21 protein-coding genes, 2 tRNA genes and 2 rRNA genes are annotated in these 26,855 nt (G+C 50.0%); 22 read left to right on the top strand and 3 right to left on the bottom strand.

Going from position 1 to position 26,855, the window contains the following annotated elements:
* The first annotated feature begins 17 nt into the window (after positions 1-17).
* Complete coding sequence (locus G006_RS26990; protein WP_020482580.1) at positions 18-674, top strand: methyltransferase; 657 nt, start codon at positions 18-20, stop codon at positions 672-674.
* Between the two features lie 116 nt (positions 675-790).
* A complete protein-coding gene (locus G006_RS0107610) occupies positions 791-1,498 on the top strand; it encodes an endonuclease/exonuclease/phosphatase family protein (protein WP_020482579.1) in 708 nt (235 codons plus the stop codon).
* Positions 1,499-1,593: 95 nt separating this feature from the next.
* Here G006_RS0107610 and ylqF read toward each other — a convergent pair whose 3' ends face one another.
* A complete protein-coding gene (gene ylqF / locus G006_RS0107605) occupies positions 1,594-2,526 on the bottom strand; it encodes a ribosome biogenesis GTPase YlqF (RefSeq protein WP_020482578.1) in 933 nt (310 codons plus the stop codon).
* 279 nt (positions 2,527-2,805) lie between these two features.
* Here ylqF and gap point away from each other — a divergent pair, with 279 nt between their 5' ends.
* Both gap and pyk read left to right on the top strand, forming a co-directional pair.
* A complete protein-coding gene (gene gap, locus G006_RS0107600) occupies positions 2,806-3,819 on the top strand; it encodes a type I glyceraldehyde-3-phosphate dehydrogenase (protein ID WP_020482577.1) in 1,014 nt (337 codons plus the stop codon).
* 8 nt (positions 3,820-3,827) lie between these two features.
* Entirely contained in the window at positions 3,828-5,261 is a 1,434-nt protein-coding gene (gene pyk, locus G006_RS0107595) for a pyruvate kinase (protein ID WP_020482576.1), read from the top strand.
* 66 nt (positions 5,262-5,327) lie between these two features.
* Here pyk and uvrD read toward each other — a convergent pair whose 3' ends face one another.
* Positions 5,328-7,493 (bottom strand): DNA helicase II, encoded by a 2,166-nt coding sequence (uvrD, locus tag G006_RS0107590; RefSeq protein ID WP_020482575.1) that lies wholly within the window; start codon positions 7,491-7,493, stop codon positions 5,328-5,330.
* Between the two features lie 101 nt (positions 7,494-7,594).
* On the opposite strand from uvrD, the gene G006_RS0107585 reads away from it, so the two are divergent.
* Positions 7,595-7,831, top strand: a complete 237-nt coding sequence (locus G006_RS0107585; RefSeq protein WP_020482574.1) for a YgaP family membrane protein — start codon at positions 7,595-7,597, stop codon at positions 7,829-7,831.
* Positions 7,832-7,891: 60 nt separating this feature from the next.
* Here the strand turns inward: G006_RS0107585 and G006_RS0107580 are convergent, their stop codons facing one another.
* Positions 7,892-8,332: an FxsA family protein gene (locus G006_RS0107580; RefSeq protein ID WP_020482573.1), complete on the bottom strand. Its 441-nt coding sequence runs from the start codon at positions 8,330-8,332 to the stop codon at positions 7,892-7,894.
* Between the two features lie 72 nt (positions 8,333-8,404).
* Between G006_RS0107580 and cutA the strand changes: the two genes are divergently transcribed.
* The 17 genes from cutA (at position 8,405) to G006_RS0107490 (ending at position 26,824) form a co-directional block, all read left to right on the top strand.
* Entirely contained in the window at positions 8,405-8,722 is a 318-nt protein-coding gene (cutA, locus tag G006_RS0107575; RefSeq protein WP_020482572.1) for a divalent-cation tolerance protein CutA, read from the top strand.
* Positions 8,704-10,920: a protein-disulfide reductase DsbD gene (locus G006_RS0107570; RefSeq protein WP_020482571.1), complete on the top strand. Its 2,217-nt coding sequence runs from the start codon at positions 8,704-8,706 to the stop codon at positions 10,918-10,920. The genes cutA and G006_RS0107570 overlap by 19 nt, the downstream gene beginning before the upstream one ends.
* A complete protein-coding gene (locus G006_RS0107565; RefSeq protein ID WP_020482570.1) occupies positions 10,917-11,444 on the top strand; it encodes a TlpA family protein disulfide reductase in 528 nt (175 codons plus the stop codon). The genes G006_RS0107570 and G006_RS0107565 overlap by 4 nt, the downstream gene beginning before the upstream one ends.
* Positions 11,445-11,556: 112 nt before the next feature.
* Positions 11,557-12,018, top strand: coding sequence for a type II 3-dehydroquinate dehydratase (gene aroQ, locus G006_RS0107560; protein ID WP_026146914.1), 462 nt, complete (start codon positions 11,557-11,559; stop codon positions 12,016-12,018).
* Positions 12,008-12,442 carry an acetyl-CoA carboxylase biotin carboxyl carrier protein gene (gene accB, locus G006_RS0107555; RefSeq protein WP_020482568.1) on the top strand — a complete coding sequence of 145 codons (435 nt, stop codon included), beginning with the start codon at positions 12,008-12,010 and terminating at the stop codon, positions 12,440-12,442. Before aroQ ends, accB begins: the two co-directional genes overlap by 11 nt.
* A gap of 19 nt (positions 12,443-12,461) precedes the next feature.
* Positions 12,462-13,805 carry an acetyl-CoA carboxylase biotin carboxylase subunit gene (accC, locus tag G006_RS0107550; RefSeq protein WP_020482567.1) on the top strand — a complete coding sequence of 448 codons (1,344 nt, stop codon included), beginning with the start codon at positions 12,462-12,464 and terminating at the stop codon, positions 13,803-13,805.
* Positions 13,806-13,870: 65 nt separating this feature from the next.
* Positions 13,871-14,755 (top strand): 50S ribosomal protein L11 methyltransferase, encoded by an 885-nt coding sequence (gene prmA / locus G006_RS0107545; RefSeq protein ID WP_020482566.1) that lies wholly within the window; start codon positions 13,871-13,873, stop codon positions 14,753-14,755.
* A gap of 4 nt (positions 14,756-14,759) precedes the next feature.
* Positions 14,760-15,404, top strand: a complete 645-nt coding sequence (locus tag G006_RS26985) for a zinc-ribbon and DUF3426 domain-containing protein (RefSeq protein ID WP_020482565.1) — start codon at positions 14,760-14,762, stop codon at positions 15,402-15,404.
* A 6-nt stretch (positions 15,405-15,410) separates the two neighbouring features.
* Complete coding sequence (locus tag G006_RS0107535; protein ID WP_020482564.1) at positions 15,411-16,607, top strand: class I SAM-dependent rRNA methyltransferase; 1,197 nt, start codon at positions 15,411-15,413, stop codon at positions 16,605-16,607.
* Positions 16,608-16,786: 179 nt separating this feature from the next.
* Positions 16,787-17,314, top strand: coding sequence for a hypothetical protein (locus tag G006_RS0107525; protein WP_020482562.1), 528 nt, complete (start codon positions 16,787-16,789; stop codon positions 17,312-17,314).
* Between the two features lie 187 nt (positions 17,315-17,501).
* The gene (xrtD, locus tag G006_RS0107520) at positions 17,502-19,103 is read left to right on the top strand and encodes a VPLPA-CTERM-specific exosortase XrtD (protein WP_020482561.1); all 1,602 of its coding nucleotides are present in this window, start codon (positions 17,502-17,504) and stop codon (positions 19,101-19,103) included.
* An 82-nt stretch (positions 19,104-19,185) separates the two neighbouring features.
* Complete coding sequence (gene gmd, locus G006_RS0107515) at positions 19,186-20,307, top strand: GDP-mannose 4,6-dehydratase (protein WP_020482560.1); 1,122 nt, start codon at positions 19,186-19,188, stop codon at positions 20,305-20,307.
* A 4-nt stretch (positions 20,308-20,311) separates the two neighbouring features.
* On the top strand, positions 20,312-21,286 hold the full coding sequence (gene fcl / locus G006_RS0107510; RefSeq protein ID WP_020482559.1) for a GDP-L-fucose synthase: 975 nt from the start codon (positions 20,312-20,314) through the stop codon (positions 21,284-21,286).
* A 457-nt stretch (positions 21,287-21,743) separates the two neighbouring features.
* Positions 21,744-23,277, top strand: a 16S ribosomal RNA gene (locus G006_RS0107505).
* A gap of 60 nt (positions 23,278-23,337) precedes the next feature.
* A tRNA-Ile gene (locus G006_RS0107500) sits at positions 23,338-23,414 on the top strand.
* A 117-nt stretch (positions 23,415-23,531) separates the two neighbouring features.
* Positions 23,532-23,607, top strand: a tRNA-Ala gene (locus tag G006_RS0107495).
* A 322-nt stretch (positions 23,608-23,929) separates the two neighbouring features.
* A 23S ribosomal RNA gene (locus G006_RS0107490) occupies positions 23,930-26,824 on the top strand.
* Together the 16S and 23S rRNA genes with 2 tRNA genes alongside form the textbook arrangement of a ribosomal RNA operon.
* The last annotated feature ends 31 nt before the right edge of the window (positions 26,825-26,855 follow it).

The raw sequence follows: 26,855 nt of genomic DNA, 5'->3' as shown, positions 1-26,855 counted from the left end.
ACTCAACATAGTGAATTATGAAACAGCCGGAGATGAGCATCGATGCTCGCAAGCAGGAATTGGCCCACTATTTGGATAAACAACCTTATATGACGGAGTTGGATGGCATTAACTTGAAGATTGCCAAAAATGTGTTTCCGTCCGATTTTGGACTGACCAGCTCTTTTTTCGGGAACTTCATTCTGCAACAGCCGCCCGCTGAAATGGCTTTGGATATGGGCTGCGGCAGCGGCTATTTCGCGTTTTTGTTAAAAAAAATGGGCTGCGAAAGCGTGATGGGTGTGGACTTTAATCGGGATGCGGTGCATTGCACCTTCGAAAACACGCGCTTGAATCCTGAATTGGCGCCTATCGATTTTCTGCACAGCGATTTATTTGCCGATGTGCCGCACACGCTGTTTGACCTAATTGTTTTTAATTTCAATTATTACCCGTCCGACGGCACCTTCGGGCTGAACGAAGACGGTGGGCGCGATATATTGAAACGGTTTTTCCACCAAGTTAAAGACTACATTACCGAGCACACGCGGATTTATATTCCCTATTCGGAATTTGTCGGCGAGGAGCACGATCCGAAAAATATCGGCCCGGATTTCGGTTTCTCGGTTACCGTGGAAGAAAGCACCGTTAATCATGCCGGCGCGCATCATATTTATAAGGTCATGAAAGCGTAATTCTTTCGTGACATCTGTAATGTCATTTTCGATGGCACGGGGCCAGCATTTAGCGATAGCGGTTTGCCAGGTGCTTTTAGGAATTCCTTTAACGTCTTTTATCTAATGGTGGAACAATGATTGTCGCTAGCTGGAACATCGAAAAGAACGGGCAGGGCTCGGCAATAGAAAAGCAGGCTTTGGTTTCAGGTTTTATCGACAATATGCTCAAACCTGCCATAGTGGATGTGCTTTTTATATGCGAGGTGCATGGGGCTCGGGAAGATGCTTATGTCAATTTCCTCGATAAAGTATACAACCAGACCGATTGGCCCAGTTATTGTGTGCAGTGCTTGCACGGTGGGCATAGCAATAGCTATGTTGTGGCGATTCGTCGTAAACCTGGCCTGGACTTTGGCTTTCAGGGGGATTTTCTAGGCCTGAACCGAGGGTTGTTTTCGGTCCACGCACATGCATTCGCTCACTATAACGGTTACCTTCATTTTGGACACTTCAAGTCCGGTCAAACCGGATTGACAAAGTATCAATTGAAAACAGCCGCAAGTATGCAGGATGCAACCTGGGCGATCACCGGGGATTTGAATTGGGAAATCGGTAACCACGCGAATTTGGACATTCAGGGATCTCATCCACACGATGTCTGGCAGGGGCAAGGCACGCATAAAGCCAATAGCGGATTGGTTAATACCTTAGACTGGGTTTTGGCTAGCAATTTGGTGCGGATTGAGCCGATTCCGCTGGATCCGAGGGTTTATGATATGGATGCGCCCGATCATCGTCCGTTGCTCTTCAATATAACCTCTGCGGACCAAGTTATCTTCTAAAACACCGGTAGCGAAAAATATGTGGCTTGCGGATTCGAGGTGGATAGCTCCCGTTCTCGGCATTAAACATCTTGTGGCCGATTTTTTGAGTGATGCTATGTGGGCGGGGTTAAATGCGGCCCTACACCGCGCCGCCTAGCTGTTTGTTTGGCGGCTTTTTGCTCGCGGATGGCCGCCAGTTCCAGCATTTCCGCTTCTATCATCTCGGGGGTTTCCAGGGTGATTTGACCCAAGGTACCGGCGCGCAGTTCGTTCATTAATAGCTTGGCGGCTTTGTCCAGTTCGACGATGCCGCCGCTACGCAAACAGCCGCGTTTCGCGCCGATGGCTTCTAGCAGTGCAAGTGGTTCTTCGGGCAAGGGTGTCAAACGATAGCGCTGGCTTAACTGGTCTGGGTAGGCTGTACGCAGATATTCCAGTGCATACAGTGCGATGTCGTCGTGTTGGAAAGCCGTATCCTTGATGGCGCCCGTTACCGCTAGTCGGTAGCCGCTGTGGCGGTTTTCCACATTGGGCCAGAGTACGCCGGGAGTGTCGGATAGTACGATGTTATTACCCATATTGATGCGTTGCTGCTGCTTGGTGACGGCGGGTTCGTTGCCGGTCTTGGCGATGGTACGCCCGGCCAGCACATTAATTATGGTGGATTTGCCGACGTTAGGGATGCCCATGATCATGGTGCGGATGACCTTGTTGGCGGCGGTTTTCTCCGGCAGCATCTTTGCGCACAGATCGATAATCTGTTTGATTTTTTCCGGCTGTTGAGTGGTGACGGCCAGGGTTTTTACCGCCTGTTCCCGTTCCAGGTAGGCTTGCCATTGTTTGGTTAGATCGGGATCGGCCAAATCAGTTTTGCTGAGGACGCGGATGGTGGGTTTGTCGCCGCGCAGACTGGCCAGCATGGGGTTTTGGCTGCTGTAAGGAATGCGGGCATCGAGTATTTCAATCAGCAAATCGATGTCGGGCAAGGCGTGCTTGATCTCCTTGCTGGCCTTGTGCATGTGGCCGGGATACCATTGAATCTGCATGGGTTGTGCTGCGGTAAGTGGAAAGTTGACAGGATTGTACCTTTTATTGAGCCGGCTCTATTGATTACTCGTGTGCCTTTAGGGCTTTTAGGTGCCGGATGGTTAAGCGCCCTTTAACAGGGATGGCGCCCTGGCATGTTTAACGGCGGGATTTCTGCACGCCGCAGCGCGCCGCAGCGGTAGACGTAGAGGGCCGGTTGTTGCTACAATCCAGTCTATTTTTGGTGCTTTTGGCACATCTCGACGCAAGTCTTTCACACTCATCCCGGAGAAAACTCTATGGCAATTAAAGTTGCAATTAACGGTTATGGTCGTATCGGTCGCAATGTCATGCGCGCTTTGTACGAATCAGGTCGCACCAACGAGATCCAAGTTGTCGCTATTAACGATTTGGGCGATTCTAAAACCAACGCGCACTTGACCAAATACGATACCGTACATGGTAAATTTCCATTCGATGTGTCTGTCGACGGCGATTACATCGTGATCAACGGCGACAAAATTCGCGTATTTGCCGAAAGAGATCCTGCCAAATTGCCTTGGGCTGAGTTGGGTATTGACGTTGTGCACGAGTGTACCGGTTTCTTTACCAGCAAAGCTAAAGCGTCCGCCCATATCACTGCCGGCGCAAAAAAAGTCATCATTTCTGCTCCTGGCGGCAATGATGTTGATGCCACCATTGTTTACGGTGTTAACCACCAAACCCTGAAAGCATCCGACACCGTTATCTCCAATGCCTCTTGCACCACCAACTGCTTGGCGCCATTAGTCAAGCCTTTGATGGACACCATCGGTGTTGATCATGGTTTAATGACGACCATCCACTCGTATACTAACGACCAAGTGTTGACCGACGTATACCACAGCGACTTGCACCGCGCGCGTTCCGCTACGCAATCCATGATCCCCACCAAAACCGGTGCGGCTGCGGCGGTAGGTTTGGTATTGCCGGAAATGAAAGGCAAACTTGACGGTTTTGCGATGCGCGTACCGACCATCAACGTTTCTGTGGTGGATTTGTGCTTTCAGGCATCACGTAACACCACTAAAGAAGAAATCGACGGCATTTTGCGCGAAGCGGCTGCCGGTCCATTGAAAGGCATTTTGGCGATCAACGACGAGCCATTGGTGTCTATGGACTTCAACCACAACCCACATTCTTCAATCTACGAAGCGGGTCTGACCAAAGTCACCGGCGGCAATTTCGTGAAAGTCCTGTCCTGGTACGACAACGAATGGGGTTTCTCAAACCGTATGCTCGATACCACGGTTGCTTTGTTCAACGCTAAATAAGGGTTTACATGCTGCTACGAAGAACGAAAATCCTGGCTACGCTGGGACCTGCTACGGACAAGCCCGGTGTACTTGAAGAGTTGTTCGAGGCTGGAATCGATGTTGTAAGGCTTAATTTCTCGCACGGTTCGGCGCAGGATCATATTGATCGCGCCAACCGCGTTCGCGAATTAAGCAAGAAAACCGGCCGCAGGGTCGGTATTCTGGCTGATTTGCAAGGTCCCAAAATCCGTATCGAACGCTTCAAAGACAACAAAGTCTGGCTGGAAGAAGGTCAGGATTTTGCCTTGGATATTAATCTGGGCAAACTTGACGGCGATAATACCCAAGTGGGTATCAGCTACGAACCTTTGGCTCGCGAAGTTAAACCCGGTACCCGTTTGTTGCTGGACGATGGTCGGGTTGTACTGGATGTGGTCGACGTGATCGACAATACTCGCGTCAACACGAAAGTGGTGGTGGGTGGCGATTTGTCCAACAACAAAGGTATCAACTTGTTGGGCGGCGGCTTGTCCGCGGCGGCCTTGACCGATAAGGACAAGGAAGACATCAAAACCATCGCGGTGATTCAAGCCGATTACGTGGCGATTTCCTTTCCACGCACGGCCGCTGATATGAACGAAGCCCGTGAGCTATTGCAAGCAGCCGGTTCTTACGCCGGCTTGGTTGCCAAGGTAGAGCGCGCGGAAGCGATGGAAGTCATCGACGAAATCATCTTGGCCTCCGACGCGATCATGGTCGCGCGTGGCGATTTGGGGGTTGAAATCGGCGACGCCAATCTGCCAGCCGCTCAAAAACTGCTGATCAGTCGTTCGCGTGAACTGAACCGGGCCGTGATTACCGCGACACAGATGATGGAATCGATGATCGAGAATCCGATCCCAACCCGTGCGGAAGTATTCGACGTTGCCAACGCCATTGTTGACGGAACCGATGCCATCATGTTGTCCGCGGAAACTGCCTCCGGCAAGCATCCGGTGAAAACCGTGCAAGCCATGGTGCGTATCTGTCTGGAAACGGAAAAGCAACCTAGCGTGACCAAATCCATGCACCGGATGACCGACAAGTTCGAACGGATGGACGAAGCCATTGCGATGTCTGCAATGTATATGGCGAACCATACCAAAATCGCCGGGATAGCGTCTTTGACCGAATCGGGCTCCACGCCGCTATGGATGTCGCGGATTAGCTCGGATATTCCTATCTTTGCCTTCAGCAGCCAGGAACGCACCCTGGGTCGTGTGACCCTTTACAAAGGTGTATTCCCCATTCCGTTTGCCAAAGAGAAGATGGAATCGGTCAGCGTAACCGACAGTCTGATTAAGGCTTTGAAAGTCCGTGGTGTCGTAAAAGCGGGCGATGCGCTGATTCGCACCAAAGGCGATTTGACCGGCGCCAGCGGCGGCACTAACTCCCTGAAAGTTATCACCGTCACCGACTAATTTTTTAGTCGGCTTGCCTTGTTTCGCGGCGTTCGGTTTATCCGGACGCCGCGTCTTCAACCTATTCTAAGCAGCATCCAGTTTGGCATAAGCCAGCATCAGCCATTTGATGCCCGCGTTGCGGAAGTTGATTTGCACCCGTTCCTGTTCGCCTTCGCCTTCCATTTGCAGGACCACGCCTTCGCCGAATTTCTCGTGCCTGACAGGCTGGCCCAGTTTGTAAGTACCCTTGCTGCCCAGGCTTTTGGTTTGCGATGCGCTATTGGTCGCCGGTCTGCTGACGTTGGCGCGTAACCTGATTTCCTGAATTGATTCCTGCGGTAGTTCGCGCAAAAACCGTGAGGCGCGCGGATAGCTGTCTTTGCCGTACAGGCGCCGGGATTCGGCGTGGGTCAGATACAGCTGTTGCATCGCTCGAGTTATGCCGACGTAGCACAGGCGGCGCTCTTCCTGTAACCGGCTGGCGTCGTCCAGCGCTTGCTGAGAAGGGAATAGGCCTTCTTCTAAGCCCACTAGAAATACCAGCTTGAACTCCAAACCCTTGGCCGAATGTAGCGTCATTAACTGCACGCAATCTTCATCGACTTCGCCTTGCATTTCACCGGCTTCCAATGCGGCGTGTGCTAAAAACATGTCCAACTCGCCCATGTTCTCGGCGTTTTCGCTGTCGTAATCGAACAAACGCGCGGCGTTGACCAGTTCCTCAAGGTTTTCTACCCGGGCTTCGCCCTTGTCTTGCTTTTCCTTTTTATACAGCTCGATTAGGCCGCTGGTCTCGACGACTTGTTTGACCGTTTCATGCAGGCTCAAATCCTTGGTAGTTTCGCCGAGCGCAATGATCAGGTTTAAAAAACCACGTAAGGCATTAGCGGCGCGCGCGGGTAACTGGTTTCGCTCCAGCATTACCAAGGCCGCTTGCCATAGTGATAATTGCTGCTCGCGCGCTAGGATGCGCATGTCGTCCAGGGTTTTCGCGCCGATGCCGCGGGTTGGCGTATTCACTACCCGTTCAAAGGAAGGATCGTCGTGTGGATTAGTCGACAAACGCAGATAGGCGAGGGCGTTTTTGATTTCCATGCGCTCGAAAAAGCGTAGGCCGCCGTAAACCCGGTAGGGCGTGGCGGTGGTCATCAAGCGTTCTTCGAATTGCCGCGATTGGGCGTTGGAGCGATACAGAATCGCCGTGTCGCTACGCAAGCCGCCGTCCTTAACCCATTGCCGAATTTTCTCGACCACGAAATAGGCTTCGTCTTGCTCGTTAAACGCCGAATATAGAGAAATGGCCTGGCCTTCACCGGCATCGGTCCATAATTCCTTGCCCATCCGGTTGTCGTTGTTGGCGATCAAGGTATTGGCGGCTTTCAGGATATGGCCGCTGGAGCGATAGTTCTGCTCCAGGCGGACGATGCCGTGTTCGGGATAATGCTTTTGGAAATTGAAGATGTTTTCGATTTTGGCACCGCGCCAGCCGTAGATCGATTGATCGTCGTCGCCGACCACGAATAGATTGTTGTTGCCTTCGGTGAGTAAGCGCAGCCAGGCGTATTGAATGGTGTTGGTGTCCTGGAATTCGTCGACATGAACTTGTTGGAAGCGCTGCCGATAAAACGCCAATAAATCTTCGTTATCGCGCAGCAATTCGTGAGCTCTGAGCAGTAATTCGGCAAAATCCACCAGGCCGGAGCGTTGGCATACTTCTTCGTACGCCAGATAAACCTGCTTCATCTGCCGGTTATAAAAATCGCCGCTGTCCTGCATGTGCTTGGCGCGGATGCCTTCGTCTTTTTGCGCATTGATAAACCATTGCGCTTGCTTGGGTGGCCATTTGCTGTCGTCCAGATTCAGGTTTTTCATCAGCCGTTTGATGATGCGCAATTGGTCGTCGCTATCCATCACCTGAAAGGTTTCCGGCAGATTGGCTTGCTTGGCGTGTTGCCGCAATAGACGGTGCGCTAAGCCATGAAAAGTCCCTATCCACATAGCGCGGGCTGGGGTCTCGAGCAACTCTTCGATACGGCTGCGCATCTCGTTAGCGGCTTTGTTGGTAAAGGTCACCGCCAGGATGTTGTAAGGCGAAATACCGTTGACCTGGATATGCCAAGCGATGCGATGGACCAGCACCCGGGTTTTGCCGCTACCGGCGCCGGCTAGTACCAGCACGGCTTGCATCGGGGCGGAAACGGCCAGACGTTGATCGTCGTTTAGAGAGGTGATGATAGAAGAGACGTCCATTTTTTATAACTTGCAGATTTTGAAGAGCTGTGTATATTTGCTTGCCTTTAAGGGAAAGCCGTGCGTCGGGACTAATAACTACAACACAGAGAGGATTGGAAATGAGCTTCGATTATAAACGTTTGATCAAATTTGAGCACAACATCGGCGAGAAAGATAAGAAAGTCCGCATGGTTTCAGGGGTGGTACTGCTAAGCGTTTCGCTGTTTACCGCCAGCATATTGATGTTGTTGGTTGGTTTGGCCTTGGTTGCGACCAGTTATTCCGGCTGGTGCCCCGCATATTCCAGTATGGACAAAAATACCTTGGGTACCAATACGGCAGCCGATGGTCAATAAGCCTTAGCGGCTAGCTCCGAATCCGCGCCTTTGGCGCGGTTCGGATTCAAAAACATCTTGTTAATCCTGTTTGTTGTATTCGCCTTCAATAATGGTTTGCGAGTTTCGCGCTTGCTGAAATACCGAGCCTACTTGGGATTGCAGCAAATGATGCTCGATGATGTATTGCGCAATCTTTCTGCGTAAAGTCGGGATTAGGCAAGCAAAACCGAGCATGTCGGTGAAAAATCCCGGTGTTAGTAATAGCGCTCCTCCCACCAGTAATATCGGTCCTTCGATCATTTCATAAGCCGGAATTTCGCCTTGCGCCAACCCGGATTGGACGCGTTGCCAAGTGGCGAAGCCTTGCCGACGCAGCAGCCAAGCGCCCAGTACCGCCGTAAACACCACCAATAGGATTGTAGGGAAGGCGCCGATCAAACCGCCAACTTGCAGTAAAACGTAAATTTCCACAAACGGCACGATCAAAAAAGCGATAAACATAATTTGCATGGTTTTCATGGTGAGCTCGGTTGCGGTAAAAAGCCGCTAATACTAAGAGCATCTTGGTGCAAATTCCAGGATAATATCGCGATGTATCAATTGATTCTTTGTACCTGCCCGGATGTAGAGGTTGCCGACAAGCTTGCCGGCGCTCTGATAACCCAAAAATTAGCCGCCTGCGTGAATATACTGCCGGGTGTGCGCTCGGTTTACGAATGGCAGGGCAAAATCGAAGCCGCCCAGGAACATTTACTGCTCATCAAAAGTCATCAAGACCGCTATGCGGCCATTGAAGCGACGCTGAAAAGCCTGCATCCTTACCAACTCCCGGAAATTATTGCGGTCGCGATAGAAAGCGGCTCGCTGGACTATTTGAAATGGATAGACTCATGCCTTGGCATCGACTGATTTTATTATGTTTGTTGGCTGTTTTTTGGCGCACTGCGGCAGCGCTGGATAGTCAGGATTTTTTACCGCCGGAGCAAGCCTTCAAGTTAACTGCCAGGGCCGAAACCGCCGATAAAGTCGAATTGCATTGGGATATAGTCGAGGGCTATCACCTGTATCGCGATAAAACCAAGTTCCAGTCGCAAACCGAAGCGATTCAGCTGGGTCAGGCAAGCATGCCGGAAGGCGTTACCGAGCATGACCCGAGCCTAGGCGAAGTGGTGGTATATCGGAACGCGCTCGATGTGGTGTTGCCGCTGATTAATCAAAACCGTGAAACCCAATTAAAGCTGCTGGTCAAGTACCAAGGTTGTGCGGATGTCGGCGTTTGTTATCCGCCGCAAAAAGTGCTGCTGGATGTGGCGTTGCCTGCGGCTCAGCCCGCTGCAAACGGTGGGGCGCTTAACCAGTTTGTCAAAGGTCTAAAGGGCTTGACGCCCGGTTTGTTTTCCGAAGAGTTATTGCCGCCGGATCAAGCGTTTCAGTTTTTTGCCAGTCTGAAAGATCCGCATACCGTGCAAGCAAGCTGGCAAATTGCAGAAGGTTATTATCTGTACAAGGATAAGTTGTCGGTTAAATTGCAGGGTGCCACGCAGACGCAATTAACGCCTTTGCAGCTTCCTGAAGGGGCTGCGTACCACGACGCTGAGTTTGGCCAGGTGCAAATCTACCGTAACCAGATCAGTGTCGACATACCGCTATTGCGGGGCAGTTCGGCAGCCGAAACGATCAAGTTGCTGGCAAAGTTTCAGGGTTGCGCTGACCGTGGCGTTTGCTATCCGCCGATGCAAGCTGAAGTGAGTGTGGACTTGCCACCTGCGGACGCCTTGCCGCAAGCCAAACCGGCCGCGGTTGCCGAGTTGTCGGAGCAGGACAAAATCGTCAATGCCTTGCGGCATGATAGTTTAGCGCTGACTTTATTCAGTTTTTTCGGATTCGGCTTGTTGCTGGCATTTACGCCGTGCGTGTTTCCGATGATTCCGATTTTATCCGGGATCATTGTCGGTCATGGCGACCAAATCGGTACGCGCAAGGCCTTTTTGCTGTCTTTGAGCTATGTGTTCGCTTCGGCCTTGATGTATACGCTGTTCGGTATCCTGGCGGCTTTGTTCGGCAGCAATCTGCAAGCGACATTTCAAGAGCCTTGGGTCATCGCAGTGTTTTCGGGTTTGTTCGTGGTGTTATCGCTGTCAATGTTTGGTTTTTACCATTTGGAGCTGCCTAAATCGCTGCAATCTGTCTTACATCATTCCAGCGATAAGCATCGCGATGGTTCTTACCTCGGTGCCGGTATCATGGGGGCGCTATCGTCGCTGATCGTCGGGCCTTGCGTGGCCGCGCCGCTGGCAGCGGCATTGATTTATATCGGTCAAACCGGCGATGTGGTGTTGGGCGGTTCGGCGTTGTTCGTGATGGGGCTGGGCATGGGCGCACCGTTACTATTGCTGGGCGCATCAGCTGGAAAACTGCTGCCCAAGGCCGGTGATTGGCTTAATGCTACCAAAGCGGTATTCGGCGTAGCGATGTTGGCCGTGGCTGTGTGGATGCTATCGCGGATTTTGCCGGCAGCGGTGGCGATGTTTTTGTGGTCTTTATTGTTGGTTATTCCCGCTATATTTCTCGGTGCCATCGATCCGCTGCCGGAATCGGCCACCGGCTGGCGTAAGCTTTGGAAAGGGCTGGGTATCATCATGCTGGTGTTCGGCATATTGCAGCTGATCGGCTTGAGCGCCGGAAACAGCAATCCGCTGCAACCGCTGCAAGGTATGGGTTTGAATGCCCAAGCGCAGCCGGTTGAAGGTATTAGCTTTCAGCGGGTGGCGTCGGTTGCGGAATTGGAGCAACGTATCCAGCAAGCATCGGCCAGCGGAAAATCGGTGATGCTGGATTTCTATGCCGACTGGTGTATTTCCTGTAAGGAAATGGAGGCTTATACCTTCACCGATGCACAGGTTAAGCAACAATTGGCTAATTTTGTGGTATTGCAAGCCGACGTGACCGCTAACAATGAGGCAGATAAAGCCTTGTTAAAACGCTTCGAGCTGGTGGGGCCGCCGGGCATTATATTTTTCGGTACCGATGGCCGTGAACGGGCCGCGCAGCGCGTGATTGGCTATCAGGATGCCGCTACTTTTCTAAAAACTTTGCAACAACTATGAATAAAAAAATCATACTGATAGTCGCCGCCATTGCCTTTATCGCGTTAGCGGCCGGTCTGTTTGCCAGACAATATTTGGTAGTCGCCGAAACCAGTAAGCCGGCCCCGCAATTGAACTTTAGCTTACCGGACCTGGCGGATAAGCCGCAGTCTGTCACGCAATGGCAAGGGAAGATATTGATTATCAACTTCTGGGCAACCTGGTGTCCGCCATGTTTGAAGGAAATTCCCGAGTTCATAAAGCTTCAGGATGAATATAAAGACAAAGGTGTGCAGTTTGTCGGCATAGCCATTGAGGATAAACAGCCGGTAGAAGATTACCTGAAGCGTATCAAGATCAATTATCCGGTGTTGATTGGCGGCGAAGGTGCAACGATGTTGGCTCAACAGTTGGGTAATGTAATCAATACTGTGCCGTTCACGGTAATCATTAATCAACAAGGGCAAATCATGCATCATCAGTTAGGCGAATTGACGCGAGAGAAAGTGTTGGAAGTGATTGGGCCGTTGTTGACGACAAAATGACTGAAAAGTCGCTAAAACGCGGTCTAATGAAGTGAAAAGCGGTTTATCTGGACAAAAACCTACAAATTAGGCAGAATTCCTATTTATTTAGTATTTTTGTTCAGCATCGGCAATGGCAAACCTCACTGTTCTCAATGGACCCAATTTAAATCTGTTAGGCGTTCGAGAACCAGGGCTATACGGTAATAGAACATTGCAGAGCATTCAGCAGGCAATGGAGCAATTGGCCCAAATGCTTGGGCATCAATTAAGCTTTCTGCAAAGCAATGCCGAGCACGAAATTGTTGAACAAATACATCAAGCGTATCAGCAGGGTGTCGATTTCATCATTATCAATCCTGCTGCATTTACCCATACCAGCGTGGCCATTCGCGATGCCTTGCTGGCAACCAAGATTGCATTCATAGAAGTACATTTATCGAACGTGCATGCCCGTGAGCCTTTCAGGAAGCATTCGTATTTTTCGGATATCGCCCTCGGCGTTATCTGCGGATTGGGGGCGAACGGTTACCAATTGGCTTTGCAAGCCGCTCATCAGATATTACTAGAGAGAACTCAGAACAATGGATATTAGAAAAATAAAAAAACTGATTGATCTTATCGAGGAATCGGATATTGCTGAAATAGAGATTCGCGAAGGCGAAGAATCAGTGAAAATCAGCCGTTATTCGGCTGCGGCGCCCGTGCAGTACGCAGCGCCTGTTGCAGCGCCCGTGGCGGCTGCGCCTGTTGCGGCGGCGGCTCCAGTTGAAGAAAAAGTCAGCGGTCATGTGGTTAAGTCGCCCATGGTCGGTACTTTTTACCGTTCGGCGTCACCCGGTTCTGCATCGTTTGTCGAGATTGGTCAGTCGGTCAGCAATGGTCAAACCTTGTGCATTATCGAAGCCATGAAAATTTTGAATCAGATCGAAGCGGATAAAAGCGGCAAAATCAAACAAATTCTGGTTGAAAACGGCCATCCGGTCGAATACGGCCAACCTTTGTTCATCATCGAATAACCGACAAAGGGGCTGGACTATGTTTGAGAAAATTGTTATCGCCAATCGCGGCGAGATTGCTTTGCGCATTTTGCGGGCCTGTCGCGAATTGGGCATTAAAACCGTGGCTGTGTATTCCGAAGCTGACCGCGATTTAAAACACGTAAGACTGGCCGATGAAGCGGTCTGTATCGGGCCGGCTGCGTCCGCCGGCAGCTACTTGAATATTCCGGCGATTATCAGTGCCGCCGAAGTGACGGATGCCGAAGCCATCCATCCCGGTTACGGTTTTTTATCCGAAAATGCCGATTTTTCCGAAAAAGTCAGTCAAAGCGGCTTTGTGTTTATCGGTCCAAGGCCTGAAACCATTCGCATGATGGGTGACAAGATCGCCGCAAAAAAAGCCATGCAGGCGGCGGGTATTCCTTGTGTGCCTGGTAACGGCGATCCTTTGGGCGAAGATGAAGAGACCAATCTGAAAATGGCGCGGGAAATTGGTTATCCGGTCATTATCAAAGCGGCCGGTGGCGGTGGTGGTCGTGGTATGCGCACCGTGCATACCGAAAGCGCGCTGCTGAATGCCATTGCGATGACCAAAGCCGAAGCCGGTACTGCGTTCGGCAATAGTACCGTCTATATGGAAAAGTTTCTGGAAGATCCGCGCCATATCGAGTTTCAGGTGTTGGCCGACTCGCACGGCAATGCGATACATTTGGGTGAACGCGATTGCTCAATGCAGCGCCGCCATCAAAAAGTCGTGGAAGAAGCCCCAGCTCCAGGGATTACCGAAGAACAACGCAAACAGATGGGTGAGCGTTGTGCGCTGGCTTGTCAGGAGATCGGCTATCTGGGTGCTGGTACTTTCGAGTTTCTTTACGAGAAAGGTCAATTTTATTTCATTGAAATGAATACGCGGGTGCAGGTCGAGCATCCCGTGACCGAGATGATTACTGGTTTCGATATAGTGAAGGAACAGCTGCGGATTGCCGCCGGCGAGCCTTTGTCGATTACGCAAGAGCAGGTGAAGTTTACCGGTCATGCAATCGAATGTCGGCTGAATGCCGAGGACCCGAAAACCTTTATGCCTAGCCCTGGCGTGATTGATCAGTTCCATATGCCGGGCGGGCCTGGTATCCGTTGCGAAACGCATATTTATAATGGCTATAAAGTGCCGCCGTATTACGATTCCATGATTGGTAAGCTGATTGCGCACGGCGACGATAGGGCTAGCGCGATTGCCCGAATGAAGACCGCGCTTAGCGAAATGGTGATAGACGGCATCAAAACCAATATCCCCTTGCAACAAAGTATTATGGCTGACGCGGCGTTCGCCCAGGGTGGGCAAAATATCCATTATCTGGAAAAGAAATTGGGTATCCATTAATTCGGCTTGGGCGAGGGGATTATGAAAATGGCGTCTCCTTCCCCAGCTAAAAGCTTTTTATAACTATGGCCTGGCATCAGCTTTCCGTTATCACCGACGAAACCACCGCTCCTGACATATCGGAGTTTTTCAGCGAACTGGGCGCGGTTTCGGTGACTTACAGCGACGCCGATGATGAGCCAGTTTACGAGCCGGCCATTGATCAAACCAAAATCTGGACCCGTACCCGGGTCACCGCCTTGTTCGAGCTCGATACTGATCCGGATATCGTACGCAACTTGCTGTTCAATCAATTCATAGGTCAGCCCTTGCAGGAATGGGTAGCTGAGGTTTTGCAGGATCAGGCTTGGGAACGGGCGTGGATGGAGCATTTCCAAGCAATGAAGTTTGCCAATCGTTTGTGGATTTGTCCCAGTGGCCAGGAACAGCACGAGCCGGACACGGTTTGCATGACTTTGGATCCTGGCTTGGCGTTCGGCACGGGAACCCATCCGACTACTGCATTATGTTTGGAGTGGTTGGCCGGTAACGATATTAAAAATAAAGTATTAATCGACTACGGTTGTGGCTCAGGGATTCTTGCCGTGGCAGCGCTATTACTCGGTGCCAAGCAGGCGCATGCGGTGGATATCGATCCGCAAGCGTTGACTGCCAGTCAATACAACGCCGAAAAAAACCAGGTACAGCAACGAATCGATTATTATCTTCCTGAACAGTTTTCCGCGTTTGCAGCTGATCTGGTCCTTGCCAATATTCTCGCTAAACCGCTGATTGAGCTGGCCTCAACTATTGGCGCATTGGTCAGGCCGGGCGGGCAGTTAGTTTTGTCGGGAATTTTGAACGAACAAGCCGAATCTGTAGCAGCAGCTTATCGCGAGCAGGGCTTCGTTGTTGCGCCGCCGGTCAGTCAGGAAGACTGGTGTCGATTGGACGCCTATAAACCTGACTGAATAGATGTATAGCCGATGTCCACATTGCGCTAAGCAGCACGAAGTTACCGTCGAGCATTTACGGCAAGCGCGTGGGTTGTTGGATTGTTCGGTATGCGGCAAATCTTTCGATGCGTTGCGATTCCTTAGTGAAGACGACGATGCGGTGCTAGCGGATGAATCGCCATATCCGGATGATCAAATTTCAGAAAAGCGGCCGCAGACTCCGGCGGTTTGGTTTGTCGCAACCAACTTGGCGTTGCTGTTATTGCTGGCGCAAATCCTGTATTTCGAGGACTATCGTTTAACTATGCAGCCGCAGCTCAGGGCGGGTTTGGATAAAGTCTGTGCAGCCTTTGCTTGCCGGTTACCGCCGTATAAAAATCTCGAGGAATTCAGCGTTTCGCATAGCGATTTGCGGGTTCAGAGCGATAGCAGCTATTTGTTTAGCGCCTTGCTTAGCAATCAGGCACCATTTGCGCAAGTGGCGCCGGATTTAAAGCTTAGTGTGTTGAATTTTAATGGAGAGGTTATTGCAGAGCGGGTGTTTCGCGCTACTGAGTACCTGTTAAGACCAACGGGACTAGCCCCAGAGCAGACGGTCGAAATCCGTTTGGCTATTGTGGCGCCTGCCGCGTCAATTGGCGGTTACACCTTTACCTTACTTTAGGGCAATATGAGCTACCCGGAACTGTTTCTGAAAAAAAACGAAGACAAACGCCTGCGGCAAGGGCATTTGTGGGTGTTCAGTAACGAGGTTGATAGCCAGCGCAGCCCATTGGAGCATTTTACGGCCGGCGACCTAGTCCTTGTCCACGATTCCGGCGGTAAGGCTTTGGGCATAGCTTATGTCAATCCTCATGCACTCATTTGCGCGCGCTTGTTGACGCGTAAAACCAATATCAAAATCAGTGAAAGTTTTTTTAAAGCGCGCTTGACCCAAGCTTTGGGTTTACGCGAGCGCTTGTTCGATAGACCCTATTATCGCTTGGTGTTCGGCGAAAGCGATGGCCTACCGGGCTTGGTGGTCGACCGCTTCGGTGCTGTGCTTTCCGTGCAAATTACTACTGCGGGAATGGAGCGGTATAAGGATTTGCTGGTCAAGGTTCTACTTGAGCTGCTGGCGCCAACCGCTATTCTGCTGAAAAACGATAATAGTCAGCGCCAGTTGGAAAGTCTGTCCTTGGAACCGGAACTGGCTCACGGTGAAATGCCTGAGCAGTTAATAATCGAAGAAAACGGCCTACGTTTTATAGTCAATGTCGCAGAGGGCCAGAAAACCGGCTGGTTTTACGATCATCGCAACAGCAGGGCGCAGCTTGCGCAAGCTTGTCATGGTTTAAAGGTGTTGGATTTATTCAGTTATGCTGGCGCCTGGGGTATTCCCGCCGCAGTGGCTGGCGCTGCGGAAGTGTGTTGTGTGGATAGTTCAGAGAGCGCGTTGGCTTTAGCCGCGGCTAGTGCCGAGTTGAATCAGGTGCGGGATAAAATGCAATTCGTGCGCAGTGACGTCTTCGAGTTTTTGAAGCAAGCACGTGAACAACAGCAACATTACGACGCGATCATACTGGATCCGCCGGCGTTGATTAAACGCAAAAAAGATTTCAAGGCTGGTTACGAAGCCTATCGGCGCTTGAATCATTTGGCGCTACAAGTCTTGTCGAATAATGGTATTTTGGTCTCGGCATCATGCTCACATCATTTGAGTAGAGATAATCTGCATGAAATTCTGCGTTCTTCGGCGCGCCACATTGATCGACACCTGGTGTTTTTCGGTGCCGGTAGTCAAGGCCCGGATCATCCGATTCATCCCGCCTTGCCGGAGACCGATTATTTGAAAACCTTTTTTTGTGCAGTATCCAGCCGGCTATAGTCAATCATGGTGGATTCCAAGCCCCAATGCGGTTTGTGCGGTCAGCGGGTGTTGATTCCCGGTTTTGAGCTCAATACTTTGCTGGGCGAAAAAAAATTCTGTTGCGAAGGTTGTCGCAGCATTTTTCAACTGCTCAATAGCGAGCAAATAATAATAACGACTCCAGAGGAGAAAGAAACATGAAAGCCTGCGAATCTTGTGCAGACCGCGTCAATATCGGCTGCCATCATAAACAGATGCCGGTAATATCCAGAGCTATCGGTTTGCTGTTTATCTATTTGCCGATTTTGACCTTGCCGTTTGTGATTACCAGTGCTTATTTGACTTATTTCAGTCTGAAATTGGTCGGTGCGGAAAATGTCAAAAAATGGGGCGATTTTTTACCGGCCAGGGCGAGTCACCGGTATGATTTAAAAAATCAGATTACGATGGACGGGTCATTCAAATTCAGCATGGCGCAATCGAAATTATTCTGGATTTTGAATTGCACTTGGTATTGTCCGGTGAGCGTGGGCTTATTCGAATGGCATGCTTACTTGGTGAAAGTGGTGGAAAACTGGTGGTGTCCATTTACCCATGACCGTAAAAACAGCTACACAGACGGTGCTATAGATCAATCTTTTTGGCATATTTACCCTGAAGAAAAAGCTAAATTGAATGAAGAAGACAAAAGAAACCCGATTTTCACTGTCGACCCCGATGCCTAAAGGTATGTTATTTGCCCGTAATGATGTGTCACTTGGCTTTAATAAAGCTCGGGGATAATGGTTAGATTTACCGGTCAGCGCTATTGCGATTGCTCGGGTTAGTAAGTAGGACCAAATTTCCATACCGCGTAACAAATAGTGCCGGTATGGGAGAAATTTAAACATCAATTCTTATTTTCGACACGGAATGAATACAGAGAATACGAAACCGGCCATTGTCTGGTCATTATGGGGTGCGGCTTTATTGCTGCTGTGCGTGGTGTTCAGAGATAGCCTTATCGAAATGGCGACGACATGGACTAACGTCGAAGAATACAGTCACGGCTTTTTCATCCCTGTCATCACTATTTACCTGCTGTGGGCGCGGCGCGGCGAACTGGTTTTGGTCCAAGGATTTAATGCATCGCTGCCCGGGCTTGTCATTATAGGCTTAGGATTGATTCTTTTTATTCTGGGCGGGTTGGCAACCATAAAAACCATGGAGCAGTATGCGTTTCTGGTGGTTTTGACGGGGATGTTTGGCAGTGCTTTTGGTCTACGCGGGTTGCGGGTTGGTGCTATCCCCCTGTTGTTTCTAATTTTCATGGTGCCGTTTCCATCCTTCATACTGAATAACTTGTCTTCAAAGCTGCAATTGATTTCGTCTTGGCTGGGCGTGGAATTCATACGGGCTTGCGACATCATGGTTTACCTGGAAGGGAATGTTATCGATTTAGGCAGCTATAAGTTGCAAGTGGTCGATGCCTGTAGCGGATTGCGTTATTTGTTTCCTTTGGCCAGTTTGGCTTTCCTGTGTGCATATTTGTTTAAAGGCCCTTTCTGGCAGAAATTGCTGATTTTTCTGTCTTCAATGCCGTTGACTATTTTTATGAACAGTTTTCGGATTGGTGTCATCGGGGTTCTAGTCGATAACTGGGGCACGGAGATGGCCGAAGGCTTTTTGCATGATTTTGAAGGTTGGGCAGTGTTTTTACTCTGCATGCTTCTGCTATTTATCGAGATGTGGATTTTTAGCCGAATTAGCGGAAGAAAGCTGGCAATGAGCGAATTGGTGCAGATCCCGGAAGAATGGAGTCATACGGCTCGTCTAGATATTGCCGCAATATTGAACAAGTCGGTTTTTGCCGTGTTGCTTTTGCTTTGTATCGGCGCGGGTGCTTCAGAGGTCTATAAAGGACGGGAAGACATAATTCCCGAGCGCAAAGCATTTTTAACCTTTCCCACGACGTTGGGAAATTGGCAAGGACGCAACGACTATTTAACCCAGTTTTATCTAAACGAGTTGAAATTGACCGATTATGTTATTGTCAATTTTATTCAGCCTGAAACCCGTAATAGCGTCAATTTTTATAGCGCTTATTACCAGTCGCAACGCAAGGGTGCTGTGGTGCATTCTCCACGCAGTTGTATTCCCGGAGACGGTTGGCAAATCAGTAGTTTCGAGCAGCGCGAGTTCACTGATTTGCAATTGGATGGGCAGGCATTGCAGGTAAACCGGGCCATTATCCAAAAAGGCGAAAGCAGACAGTTAGTGTATTTTTGGTTTCAGCAGCGTGGCCGGATGATAACCAACGAATATATGGTCAAATGGTATTTGTTTTATGATGCCATCACCATGAACCGTACCGACGGGGCGCTGATTCGCTTGGTTACCCCCGTAGACAAGGTCGAAGATATTGCTGTCGCCGATAAGCGGCTACATCTATTTTTAAAAGATTTGTTACCGGAATTGCCCGCATATTTGCCCGGTAAGGTAATTGAGCCAGTTAATTCGGCTTTACCGGGCTAAGCAGTTATAACGTCGGCTTAATTGCTTGACGACTTTAAGACTGTTTTACGTCGAATTTGACTCAAAAGAAAAGGAGCTGTAAGTGAGTAGAAAAAAAGCATTGATCACTGGCATAACCGGGCAAGACGGATCCTATCTTGCCGAGTTTTTGTTGGAAAAAGACTATGAAGTACATGGCATAAAACGGCGCTCGTCATTATTTAATACCGAGCGCGTCGATCATATCTATCAAGACCCGCATATCAAAAATCCGCAATTTTTTCTTCATTATGGCGATTTGACGGATAGTTCGAATCTCACCCGTATCCTTAGCGAAATTCGTCCGGATGAAGTCTACAACTTGGGTGCCATGAGCCACGTCGCTGTATCGTTCGAATCTCCCGAATATACCGCAGACGTTGATGCTATGGGTACATTACGGCTTTTGGAAGCCATTCGTTTTCTCGGTATGGAGAAAACTACGCGTTTTTACCAGGCATCAACTTCCGAATTGTACGGTTTAGTCCAGGAAATTCCGCAAAAAGAGACTACGCCGTTTTATCCCCGTTCGCCTTATGCAGTAGCCAAACTCTACGCCTATTGGATCACCGTTAATTATCGTGAAGCCTACGGTATGTATGCGTGTAACGGTATTTTGTTCAACCACGAATCGCCGCGTCGAGGCGAAACTTTCGTGACGCGTAAAATTACTCGCGGTCTCAGCAACATCGCTATTGGCTTGGACAAATGTCTGTATATGGGCAATATGGATTCGCTCAGGGATTGGGGGCATGCCAAGGATTATGTACGGATGCAATGGATGATGTTGCAGCAAGAACAGCCCGAGGATTTTGTGATAGCCACTGGCGTGCAGTATTCGGTAAGACAATTTATCGAAATGTCGGCTAAAGAATTGGGTGTGTCTATTCGTTGGGAAGGCGTGGGAGTAGACGAAAAGGGTTATATCGATGCTATTGTCGGTGACAAAGCGCCTGGAATGGCGGTCGGTCAAAACATCGTCGCTATCGATCCGCGCTATTTTAGACCGGCCGAAGTGGAAACGCTTTTGGGTGACCCTAGTAACGCCAAGAACAAGTTAGGTTGGGTACCGCAAATTACCTTACAGGAAATGGTGTCCGAAATGGTGGCTTATGATCTTGAGCAAGCGCAAAAACATGCTTTGCTGAAAAATCAGGGCTATAACGTGGCGGTCAGTAGGGAGTAACGGTATGCTCGATAAGCAAGATAAAATTTATCTGGCGGGCCATCGAGGTATGGTAGGTTCGGCTATTTATCGGCAATTGATTGAGGCCGGTTATCAAAATATTGTGGTGCGTACGCATGCTGAATTGGATTTGACCGATCAAACGGCTGTGCGGGTCTTCATGGAACAAGAACGTCCGGATCAGGTGATTCTCGCTGCGGCCAAGGTCGGCGGTATTCATGCAAACAATGAATATCCTGCGGAATTTATCTATCAAAATCTGATGATGGAAGCCAATGTGGTTCATCAGACTTGGCGGGTTGGATGCAAGCAACTGCTGTTTTTGGGTAGCTCTTGTATCTATCCGAAATTCGCTGAGCAGCCGATGCGAGAAAGCGCGCTGTTGACAGGCGTTTTAGAGTCGACCAATGAGCCGTATGCAATTTCCAAGATTGCCGGGATTAAGTTGTGTGAGTCATATAACCGGCAGTACGGCGTAGATTATCGGTCGGTAATGCCGACTAATTTGTATGGTGAAAACGATAATTTTCACTTGCAAAATAGCCATGTTATCCCGGCATTAATCAGAAAGTTTCATGATGCCAAGATTAGTAATTCTCCGACTGTCAGTGTGTGGGGAACCGGAAAGGCTATGCGCGAATTTTTGCACGTCGAGGATATGGCGGCTGCTTGTCTGCACGTGATGGCCTTGGGCAAAGAGCAATATCAATCTTGCACTGAACCCATGCTGTCGCATTTGAATGTTGGAACGGGCGATGATGTAACTGTTCGCGAATTGGCTGAAACCATCCAAGATGTCGTTGGTTATCAGGGGCAAATTAGCTGGGACAGTACCAAGCCGGATGGTACTCCGCGAAAACTGATGGATGTCTCAAAGCTAAAATCTTTGGGGTGGCAACCAAAGATACCACTTAAAAAAGGTCTGGAGCTTACCTATCAATGGTTTATAGAAAATCAAGGCCAGTTTAAGGCAGAATAGTGTTGCCCAAATCCATACGCCTGCCAAGCATATATATCAAGTAGGTAAGAGAAAGTTTGCCCGAATAGAAATAATCACTTGACGCGGTGTGTATGGGTGATTAGAATGCACGGCTCTTCACTGCTCATGTTTTTGGGTTTTAGCAGTGAAGCGGTCGGCTTAGTTCGGCGGGTTTAAGGTTGTGAGTGGCGGATTTGTTTTAAGTGTTTCGGTTTTTTGAAATGGCTTAAAAATAAATTTGACAGGAATTGAAAACGCTGTAGAATATGTCGGCTCAACAGGGCGAAATGCTCTGGCTCTTTAACAAACGAAATCGAAATAATTTGTGTGGGTATGTGTAGCGACTATGTGCTGTTAGAAATAGTCGACACAGAAACCACGTCAATTCGCAAGAAAAGATGTTCTGTAGTCGAGACCAAGATTGGTCACTCATCTTATTGAGTGACAAGTTAAAATTAAACTGAAGAGTTTGATCATGGCTCAGATTGAACGCTGGCGGTATGCTTAACACATGCAAGTCGAACGGTAGCAGGCCTTCGGGCGCTGACGAGTGGCGGACGGGTGAGTAATGCATAGGAATCTGCCTATTAGTGGGGGACAACGTGGGGAAACTCACGCTAATACCGCATACGCCCTACGGGGGAAAGCTGGGGATCTTCGGACCTGGCGCTAATAGATGAGCCTATGTTGGATTAGCTAGTTGGTAGGGTAAAGGCCTACCAAGGCGACGATCCATAGCTGGTCTGAGAGGATGATCAGCCACACTGGGACTGAGACACGGCCCAGACTCCTACGGGAGGCAGCAGTGGGGAATATTGGACAATGGGCGAAAGCCTGATCCAGCAATACCGCGTGTGTGAAGAAGGCCTGAGGGTTGTAAAGCACTTTCAATAGGAAGGAATACCTGCCGGTTAATACCCGGTAGACTGACATTACCTATACAAGAAGCACCGGCTAACTCCGTGCCAGCAGCCGCGGTAATACGGAGGGTGCAAGCGTTAATCGGAATTACTGGGCGTAAAGCGTGCGTAGGCGGTTGTTTAAGTCAGATGTGAAAGCCCTGGGCTTAACCTGGGAACTGCATTTGATACTGGGCAACTAGAGTTTAGTAGAGGGGAGTGGAATTTCAGGTGTAGCGGTGAAATGCGTAGAGATCTGAAGGAACACCAGTGGCGAAGGCGGCTCCCTGGACTAAAACTGACGCTGAGGTACGAAAGCGTGGGTAGCAAACAGGATTAGATACCCTGGTAGTCCACGCCGTAAACGATGTCAACTAACTGTTGGGTTCTTAAAGAACTTAGTAGTGGAGCTAACGTATTAAGTTGACCGCCTGGGGAGTACGGCCGCAAGGCTAAAACTCAAATGAATTGACGGGGGCCCGCACAAGCGGTGGAGCATGTGGTTTAATTCGATGCAACGCGAAGAACCTTACCTACCCTTGACATCCAGAGAATCTGTTAGAGATAGTAGAGTGCCTTCGGGAACTCTGAGACAGGTGCTGCATGGCTGTCGTCAGCTCGTGTTGTGAAATGTTGGGTTAAGTCCCGTAACGAGCGCAACCCTTATCCTTAGTTGCCAGCGGGTCATGCCGGGAACTCTAGGGAGACTGCCGGTGATAAACCGGAGGAAGGTGGGGACGACGTCAAGTCATCATGGCCCTTATGGGTAGGGCTACACACGTGCTACAATGGCCGGTACAGAGGGCTGCGAACTCGCGAGAGTAAGCGAATCCCAAAAAGCCGGTCCCAGTCCGGATCGCAGTCTGCAACTCGACTGCGTGAAGTCGGAATCGCTAGTAATCGCGGATCAGAATGCCGCGGTGAATACGTTCCCGGGCCTTGTACACACCGCCCGTCACACCATGGGAGTGGGTTGCAAAAGAAGTAGGTAGTTTAACCTTCGGGAGGGCGCTTACCACTTTGTGATTCATGACTGGGGTGAAGTCGTAACAAGGTAGCCCTAGGGGAACCTGGGGCTGGATCACCTCCTTACAAAGACGGCACACCGTTACACGTACTCACAACAAATTATTTCGATTGAAAGACGCACCTGGGTCTGTAGCTCAGTTGGTTAGAGCGCACCCCTGATAAGGGTGAGGTCGGAGGTTCAACTCCTCCCAGACCCACCAACGCATAAAAGGCGAAAGCAATAAGGCGGAAAACGATCAGACAACACTCCTGGTTAGAATAGGTAAGGTTGTGCATAGTTGGGTTTCGGCTTGAGTCTTGGTCTTTAGTCTGTTTTAGGGGCCATAGCTCAGCTGGGAGAGCGCCTGCCTTGCACGCAGGAGGTCGGGAGTTCGATCCTCCCTGGCTCCACCATCACGCTGAACGCTGAGGGTAAACCAGTACGTCACCAGTAGATAGTCGATGTTAGAACATCAGCGCTATGAGGTTTTATCGTAATCAAGAGATAAAGACTTTATAGCATTGGTATTCGTGCCGATAGCTCTTTAACAATATGGAAATCTGTAACTATAGTAATGATCAGCAATGATCAAAACTAAAACGAGTTGCGGTTTGAATGAAGTCATTCTCCAAAGAGAACGGCGGAAAGCAAACAGCATGTCGTTCTCAAGCAGAAAAAATCAGCGAAAATGTCAGCTGACAGTATAACCAAAGTACAGACGTATTCGGGTTATATGGTCAAGTGAATAAGCGCATACGGTGAATGCCTAGGCAGTAAGAGGCGATGAAGGACGTTGTAGCATGCGAAAAGCTTTGGGGAGCCTGCAAACCGGCTGTGATCCAGAGATGTCCGAATGGGGAAACCCGGCGTGCATAAGCACGTCATCTTTGAGTGAATACATAGCTCACTGAAGCGAACCCGGAGAACTGAAACATCTAAGTACCCGGAGGAAAAGAAATCAACCGAGATTCCCTAAGTAGTGGCGAGCGAACGGGGACTAGCCCTTAAGCTAGGATAAGGTTAGTGGAACGGTCTGGAAAGTCCGGCGATACAGGGTGATAGCCCCGTACACGAAAACCTTTTTTTAGTGAAATCGAGTAGGTCGGAGCACGTGAAACTTTGACTGAATATGGGGGGACCATCCTCCAAGGCTAAATACTCCTTACTGACCGATAGTGAACTAGTACCGTGAGGGAAAGGCGAAAAGAACCGCGGAGAGCGGAGTGAAATAGAACCTGAAACCGTATGCGTACAAGCAGTGGGAGCCCCTTCGTGGGGTGACTGCGTACCTTTTGTATAATGGGTCAGCGACTTACATTTTGTGGCAAGCTTAACCGAATAGGGGAGGCGTAGCGAAAGCGAGTCTTAATAGGGCGTTTAGTCGCAAGGTGTAGACCCGAAACCGGGCGATCTATCCATGGCCAGGCTGAAGGTTGGGTAATACTAACTGGAGGGCCGAACCCACGTCTGTTGAAAAAGACGGGGATGAGCTGTGGATCGGAGTGAAAGGCTAATCAAGCTCGGAGATAGCTGGTTCTCCTCGAAAGCTATTTAGGTAGCGCCTCGTGTATCACTGCTGGGGGTAGAGCACTGTTTCGGCTAGGGGGTCATCCCGACTTACCAACCCGATGCAAACTCCGAATACCAGCAAGTGCAAGCACGGGAGACACACGGCGGGTGATAAGGTCCGTCGTGAAAAGGGAAACAGCCCAGACCGTCAGCTAAGGTCCCCAAATCTATGCTCAGTGGGAAACGATGTGGAAAGGCACAGACAGCCAGGAGGTTGGCTTAGAAGCAGCCATCCTTTAAAGAAAGCGTAATAGCTCACTGGTCGAGTCGGTCTGCGCGGAAGATTTACCGGGGCTAAGCATAGTACCGAAGCTACGGATTTACACGTAAGTGTGAGTGGTAGAGGAGCGTTCCGTACGCCTGCGAAGGTTCATTGAGAAGTGGGCTGGAGGTATCGGAAGTGCGAATGCTGACATAAGTAACGATAAAGGGGGTGAAAAACCCCCTCGCCGAAAACCCAAGGTTTCCTGCGCAACGTTAATCGACGCAGGGTTAGTCGGCACCTAAGGCGAGGCTGAAAAGCGTAGTCGATGGAAAACAGGTTAATATTCCTGTACCAGTAGTAACTGCGATGGGGTGACGGAGAAGGCTATATCAGCTGTCGGTTGGAAGTGGCAGTTTAAGCAGGTAGGCATGCATCTTAGGCAAATCCGGGGTGCTCTATGCCGAGACGTGATGACGAGCGGTTCGAAAGAACAGCGAAGTGATAGATGCCCTGCTTCCAGGAAAAACCTCTAAGCTTCAGGTTACTAGTGGCCGTACCCTAAACCGACACAGGTGGGTGGGATGAAAATTCTAAGGCGCTTGAGAGAACCCAGGTGAAGGAACTAGGCAAAATGATACCGTAACTTCGGGAGAAGGTATGCCCTCATTACGTGAAGGTCCTCGCGACTGGAGCGGAAGGGGGTTGCAAAAAATCGGTGGCTGCGACTGTTTAGCAAAAACATAGCACTCTGCAAACACGAAAGTGGACGTATAGGGTGTGACGCCTGCCCGGTGCTGGAAGGTTAATTGATGGGGTTATCTTCGGAGAAGCTCTTGATCGAAGCCCCAGTAAACGGCGGCCGTAACTATAACGGTCCTAAGGTAGCGAAATTCCTTGTCGGGTAAGTTCCGACCTGCACGAATGGCGTAACGATGGCCACACTGTCTCCACCTGGGACTCAGTGAAATTGAAATCGCTGTGAAGATGCAGTGTACCCGCGGCTAGACGGAAAGACCCCGTGCACCTTTACTATAGCTTGACACTGGACTTTGAACCTACTTGTGTAGGATAGGTGGGAGGCTTTGAAGCGGGAACGCCAGTTCTCGTGGAGCCAACCTTGAAATACCACCCTGGTATGTTTGGAGTTCTAACCTCGACCCGTTATCCGGGTTAGGGACAGTGTCTGGTGGGTAGTTTGACTGGGGCGGTCTCCTCCTAAAGAGTAACGGAGGAGCACGAAGGTACCCTCAGCCTGGTCGGAAATCAGGCAATGAGTGCAAAGGCATAAGGGTGCTTGACTGCGAGACGGACAAGTCGAGCAGGTACGAAAGTAGGTCTTAGTGATCCGGTGGTTCTGTATGGAAGGGCCATCGCTCAACGGATAAAAGGTACGCCGGGGATAACAGGCTGATACCGCCCAAGAGTTCATATCGACGGCGGTGTTTGGCACCTCGATGTCGGCTCATCACATCCTGGGGCTGAAGCAGGTCCCAAGGGTATGGCTGTTCGCCATTTAAAGTGGTACGCGAGCTGGGTTCAGAACGTCGTGAGACAGTTCGGTCCCTATCTGCCGTGGGCGTTTGAGATTTGAGGGAAGCTGCTCCTAGTACGAGAGGACCGGAGTGGACGAACCTCTGGTGTTCCGGTTGTCATGCCAATGGCATTGCCGGGTAGCCACGTTCGGACAGGATAACCGCTGAAAGCATCTAAGCGGGAAGCCCCTCCCAAGATGAGATCTCACTGGGACTTTAAGTCCCCTGAAGGGCCGTCGGAGACTACGACGTTGATAGGCACGGTGTGGAAGCGCAGTAATGTGTGAAGCTAACGTGTACTAATTGCCCGTGAGGCTTGACCATATAACACCCAATGCGTTTGGGTAAAGTCAGA

The sequence above is a fragment of the Methylomonas sp. MK1 genome (assembly GCF_000365425.1).
Classification (GTDB): Bacteria; Pseudomonadota; Gammaproteobacteria; order Methylococcales; family Methylomonadaceae; genus Methylomonas.
Note: the sequence above shows the minus strand (reverse complement) of the source record. Positions and strands in the feature narration are given on the sequence as shown.

What these genes read in the sequence shown, in the direction of transcription:
- G006_RS26990 (WP_020482580.1), top strand. Translation starts at nt 18, where the DNA reads ATGAAACAGCCGGAGATGAGCATCGATGCTCGCAAGCAGGAATTGGCC.
- G006_RS0107610 (WP_020482579.1), top strand. Translation starts at nt 791, where the DNA reads ATGATTGTCGCTAGCTGGAACATCGAAAAGAACGGGCAGGGCTCGGCA.
- ylqF (WP_020482578.1), bottom strand. Translation starts at nt 2,526, where the DNA reads ATGCAGATTCAATGGTATCCCGGCCACATGCACAAGGCCAGCAAGGAG.
- gap (WP_020482577.1), top strand. Translation starts at nt 2,806, where the DNA reads ATGGCAATTAAAGTTGCAATTAACGGTTATGGTCGTATCGGTCGCAAT.
- pyk (WP_020482576.1), top strand. Translation starts at nt 3,828, where the DNA reads ATGCTGCTACGAAGAACGAAAATCCTGGCTACGCTGGGACCTGCTACG.
- uvrD (WP_020482575.1), bottom strand. Translation starts at nt 7,493, where the DNA reads ATGGACGTCTCTTCTATCATCACCTCTCTAAACGACGATCAACGTCTG.
- G006_RS0107585 (WP_020482574.1), top strand. Translation starts at nt 7,595, where the DNA reads ATGAGCTTCGATTATAAACGTTTGATCAAATTTGAGCACAACATCGGC.
- G006_RS0107580 (WP_020482573.1), bottom strand. Translation starts at nt 8,332, where the DNA reads ATGAAAACCATGCAAATTATGTTTATCGCTTTTTTGATCGTGCCGTTT.
- cutA (WP_020482572.1), top strand. Translation starts at nt 8,405, where the DNA reads ATGTATCAATTGATTCTTTGTACCTGCCCGGATGTAGAGGTTGCCGAC.
- G006_RS0107570 (WP_020482571.1), top strand. Translation starts at nt 8,704, where the DNA reads ATGCCTTGGCATCGACTGATTTTATTATGTTTGTTGGCTGTTTTTTGG.
- G006_RS0107565 (WP_020482570.1), top strand. Translation starts at nt 10,917, where the DNA reads ATGAATAAAAAAATCATACTGATAGTCGCCGCCATTGCCTTTATCGCG.
- aroQ (WP_026146914.1), top strand. Translation starts at nt 11,557, where the DNA reads ATGGCAAACCTCACTGTTCTCAATGGACCCAATTTAAATCTGTTAGGC.
- accB (WP_020482568.1), top strand. Translation starts at nt 12,008, where the DNA reads ATGGATATTAGAAAAATAAAAAAACTGATTGATCTTATCGAGGAATCG.
- accC (WP_020482567.1), top strand. Translation starts at nt 12,462, where the DNA reads ATGTTTGAGAAAATTGTTATCGCCAATCGCGGCGAGATTGCTTTGCGC.
- prmA (WP_020482566.1), top strand. Translation starts at nt 13,871, where the DNA reads ATGGCCTGGCATCAGCTTTCCGTTATCACCGACGAAACCACCGCTCCT.
- G006_RS26985 (WP_020482565.1), top strand. Translation starts at nt 14,760, where the DNA reads ATGTATAGCCGATGTCCACATTGCGCTAAGCAGCACGAAGTTACCGTC.
- G006_RS0107535 (WP_020482564.1), top strand. Translation starts at nt 15,411, where the DNA reads ATGAGCTACCCGGAACTGTTTCTGAAAAAAAACGAAGACAAACGCCTG.
- G006_RS0107525 (WP_020482562.1), top strand. Translation starts at nt 16,787, where the DNA reads ATGAAAGCCTGCGAATCTTGTGCAGACCGCGTCAATATCGGCTGCCAT.
- xrtD (WP_020482561.1), top strand. Translation starts at nt 17,502, where the DNA reads ATGAATACAGAGAATACGAAACCGGCCATTGTCTGGTCATTATGGGGT.
- fcl (WP_020482559.1), top strand. Translation starts at nt 20,312, where the DNA reads ATGCTCGATAAGCAAGATAAAATTTATCTGGCGGGCCATCGAGGTATG.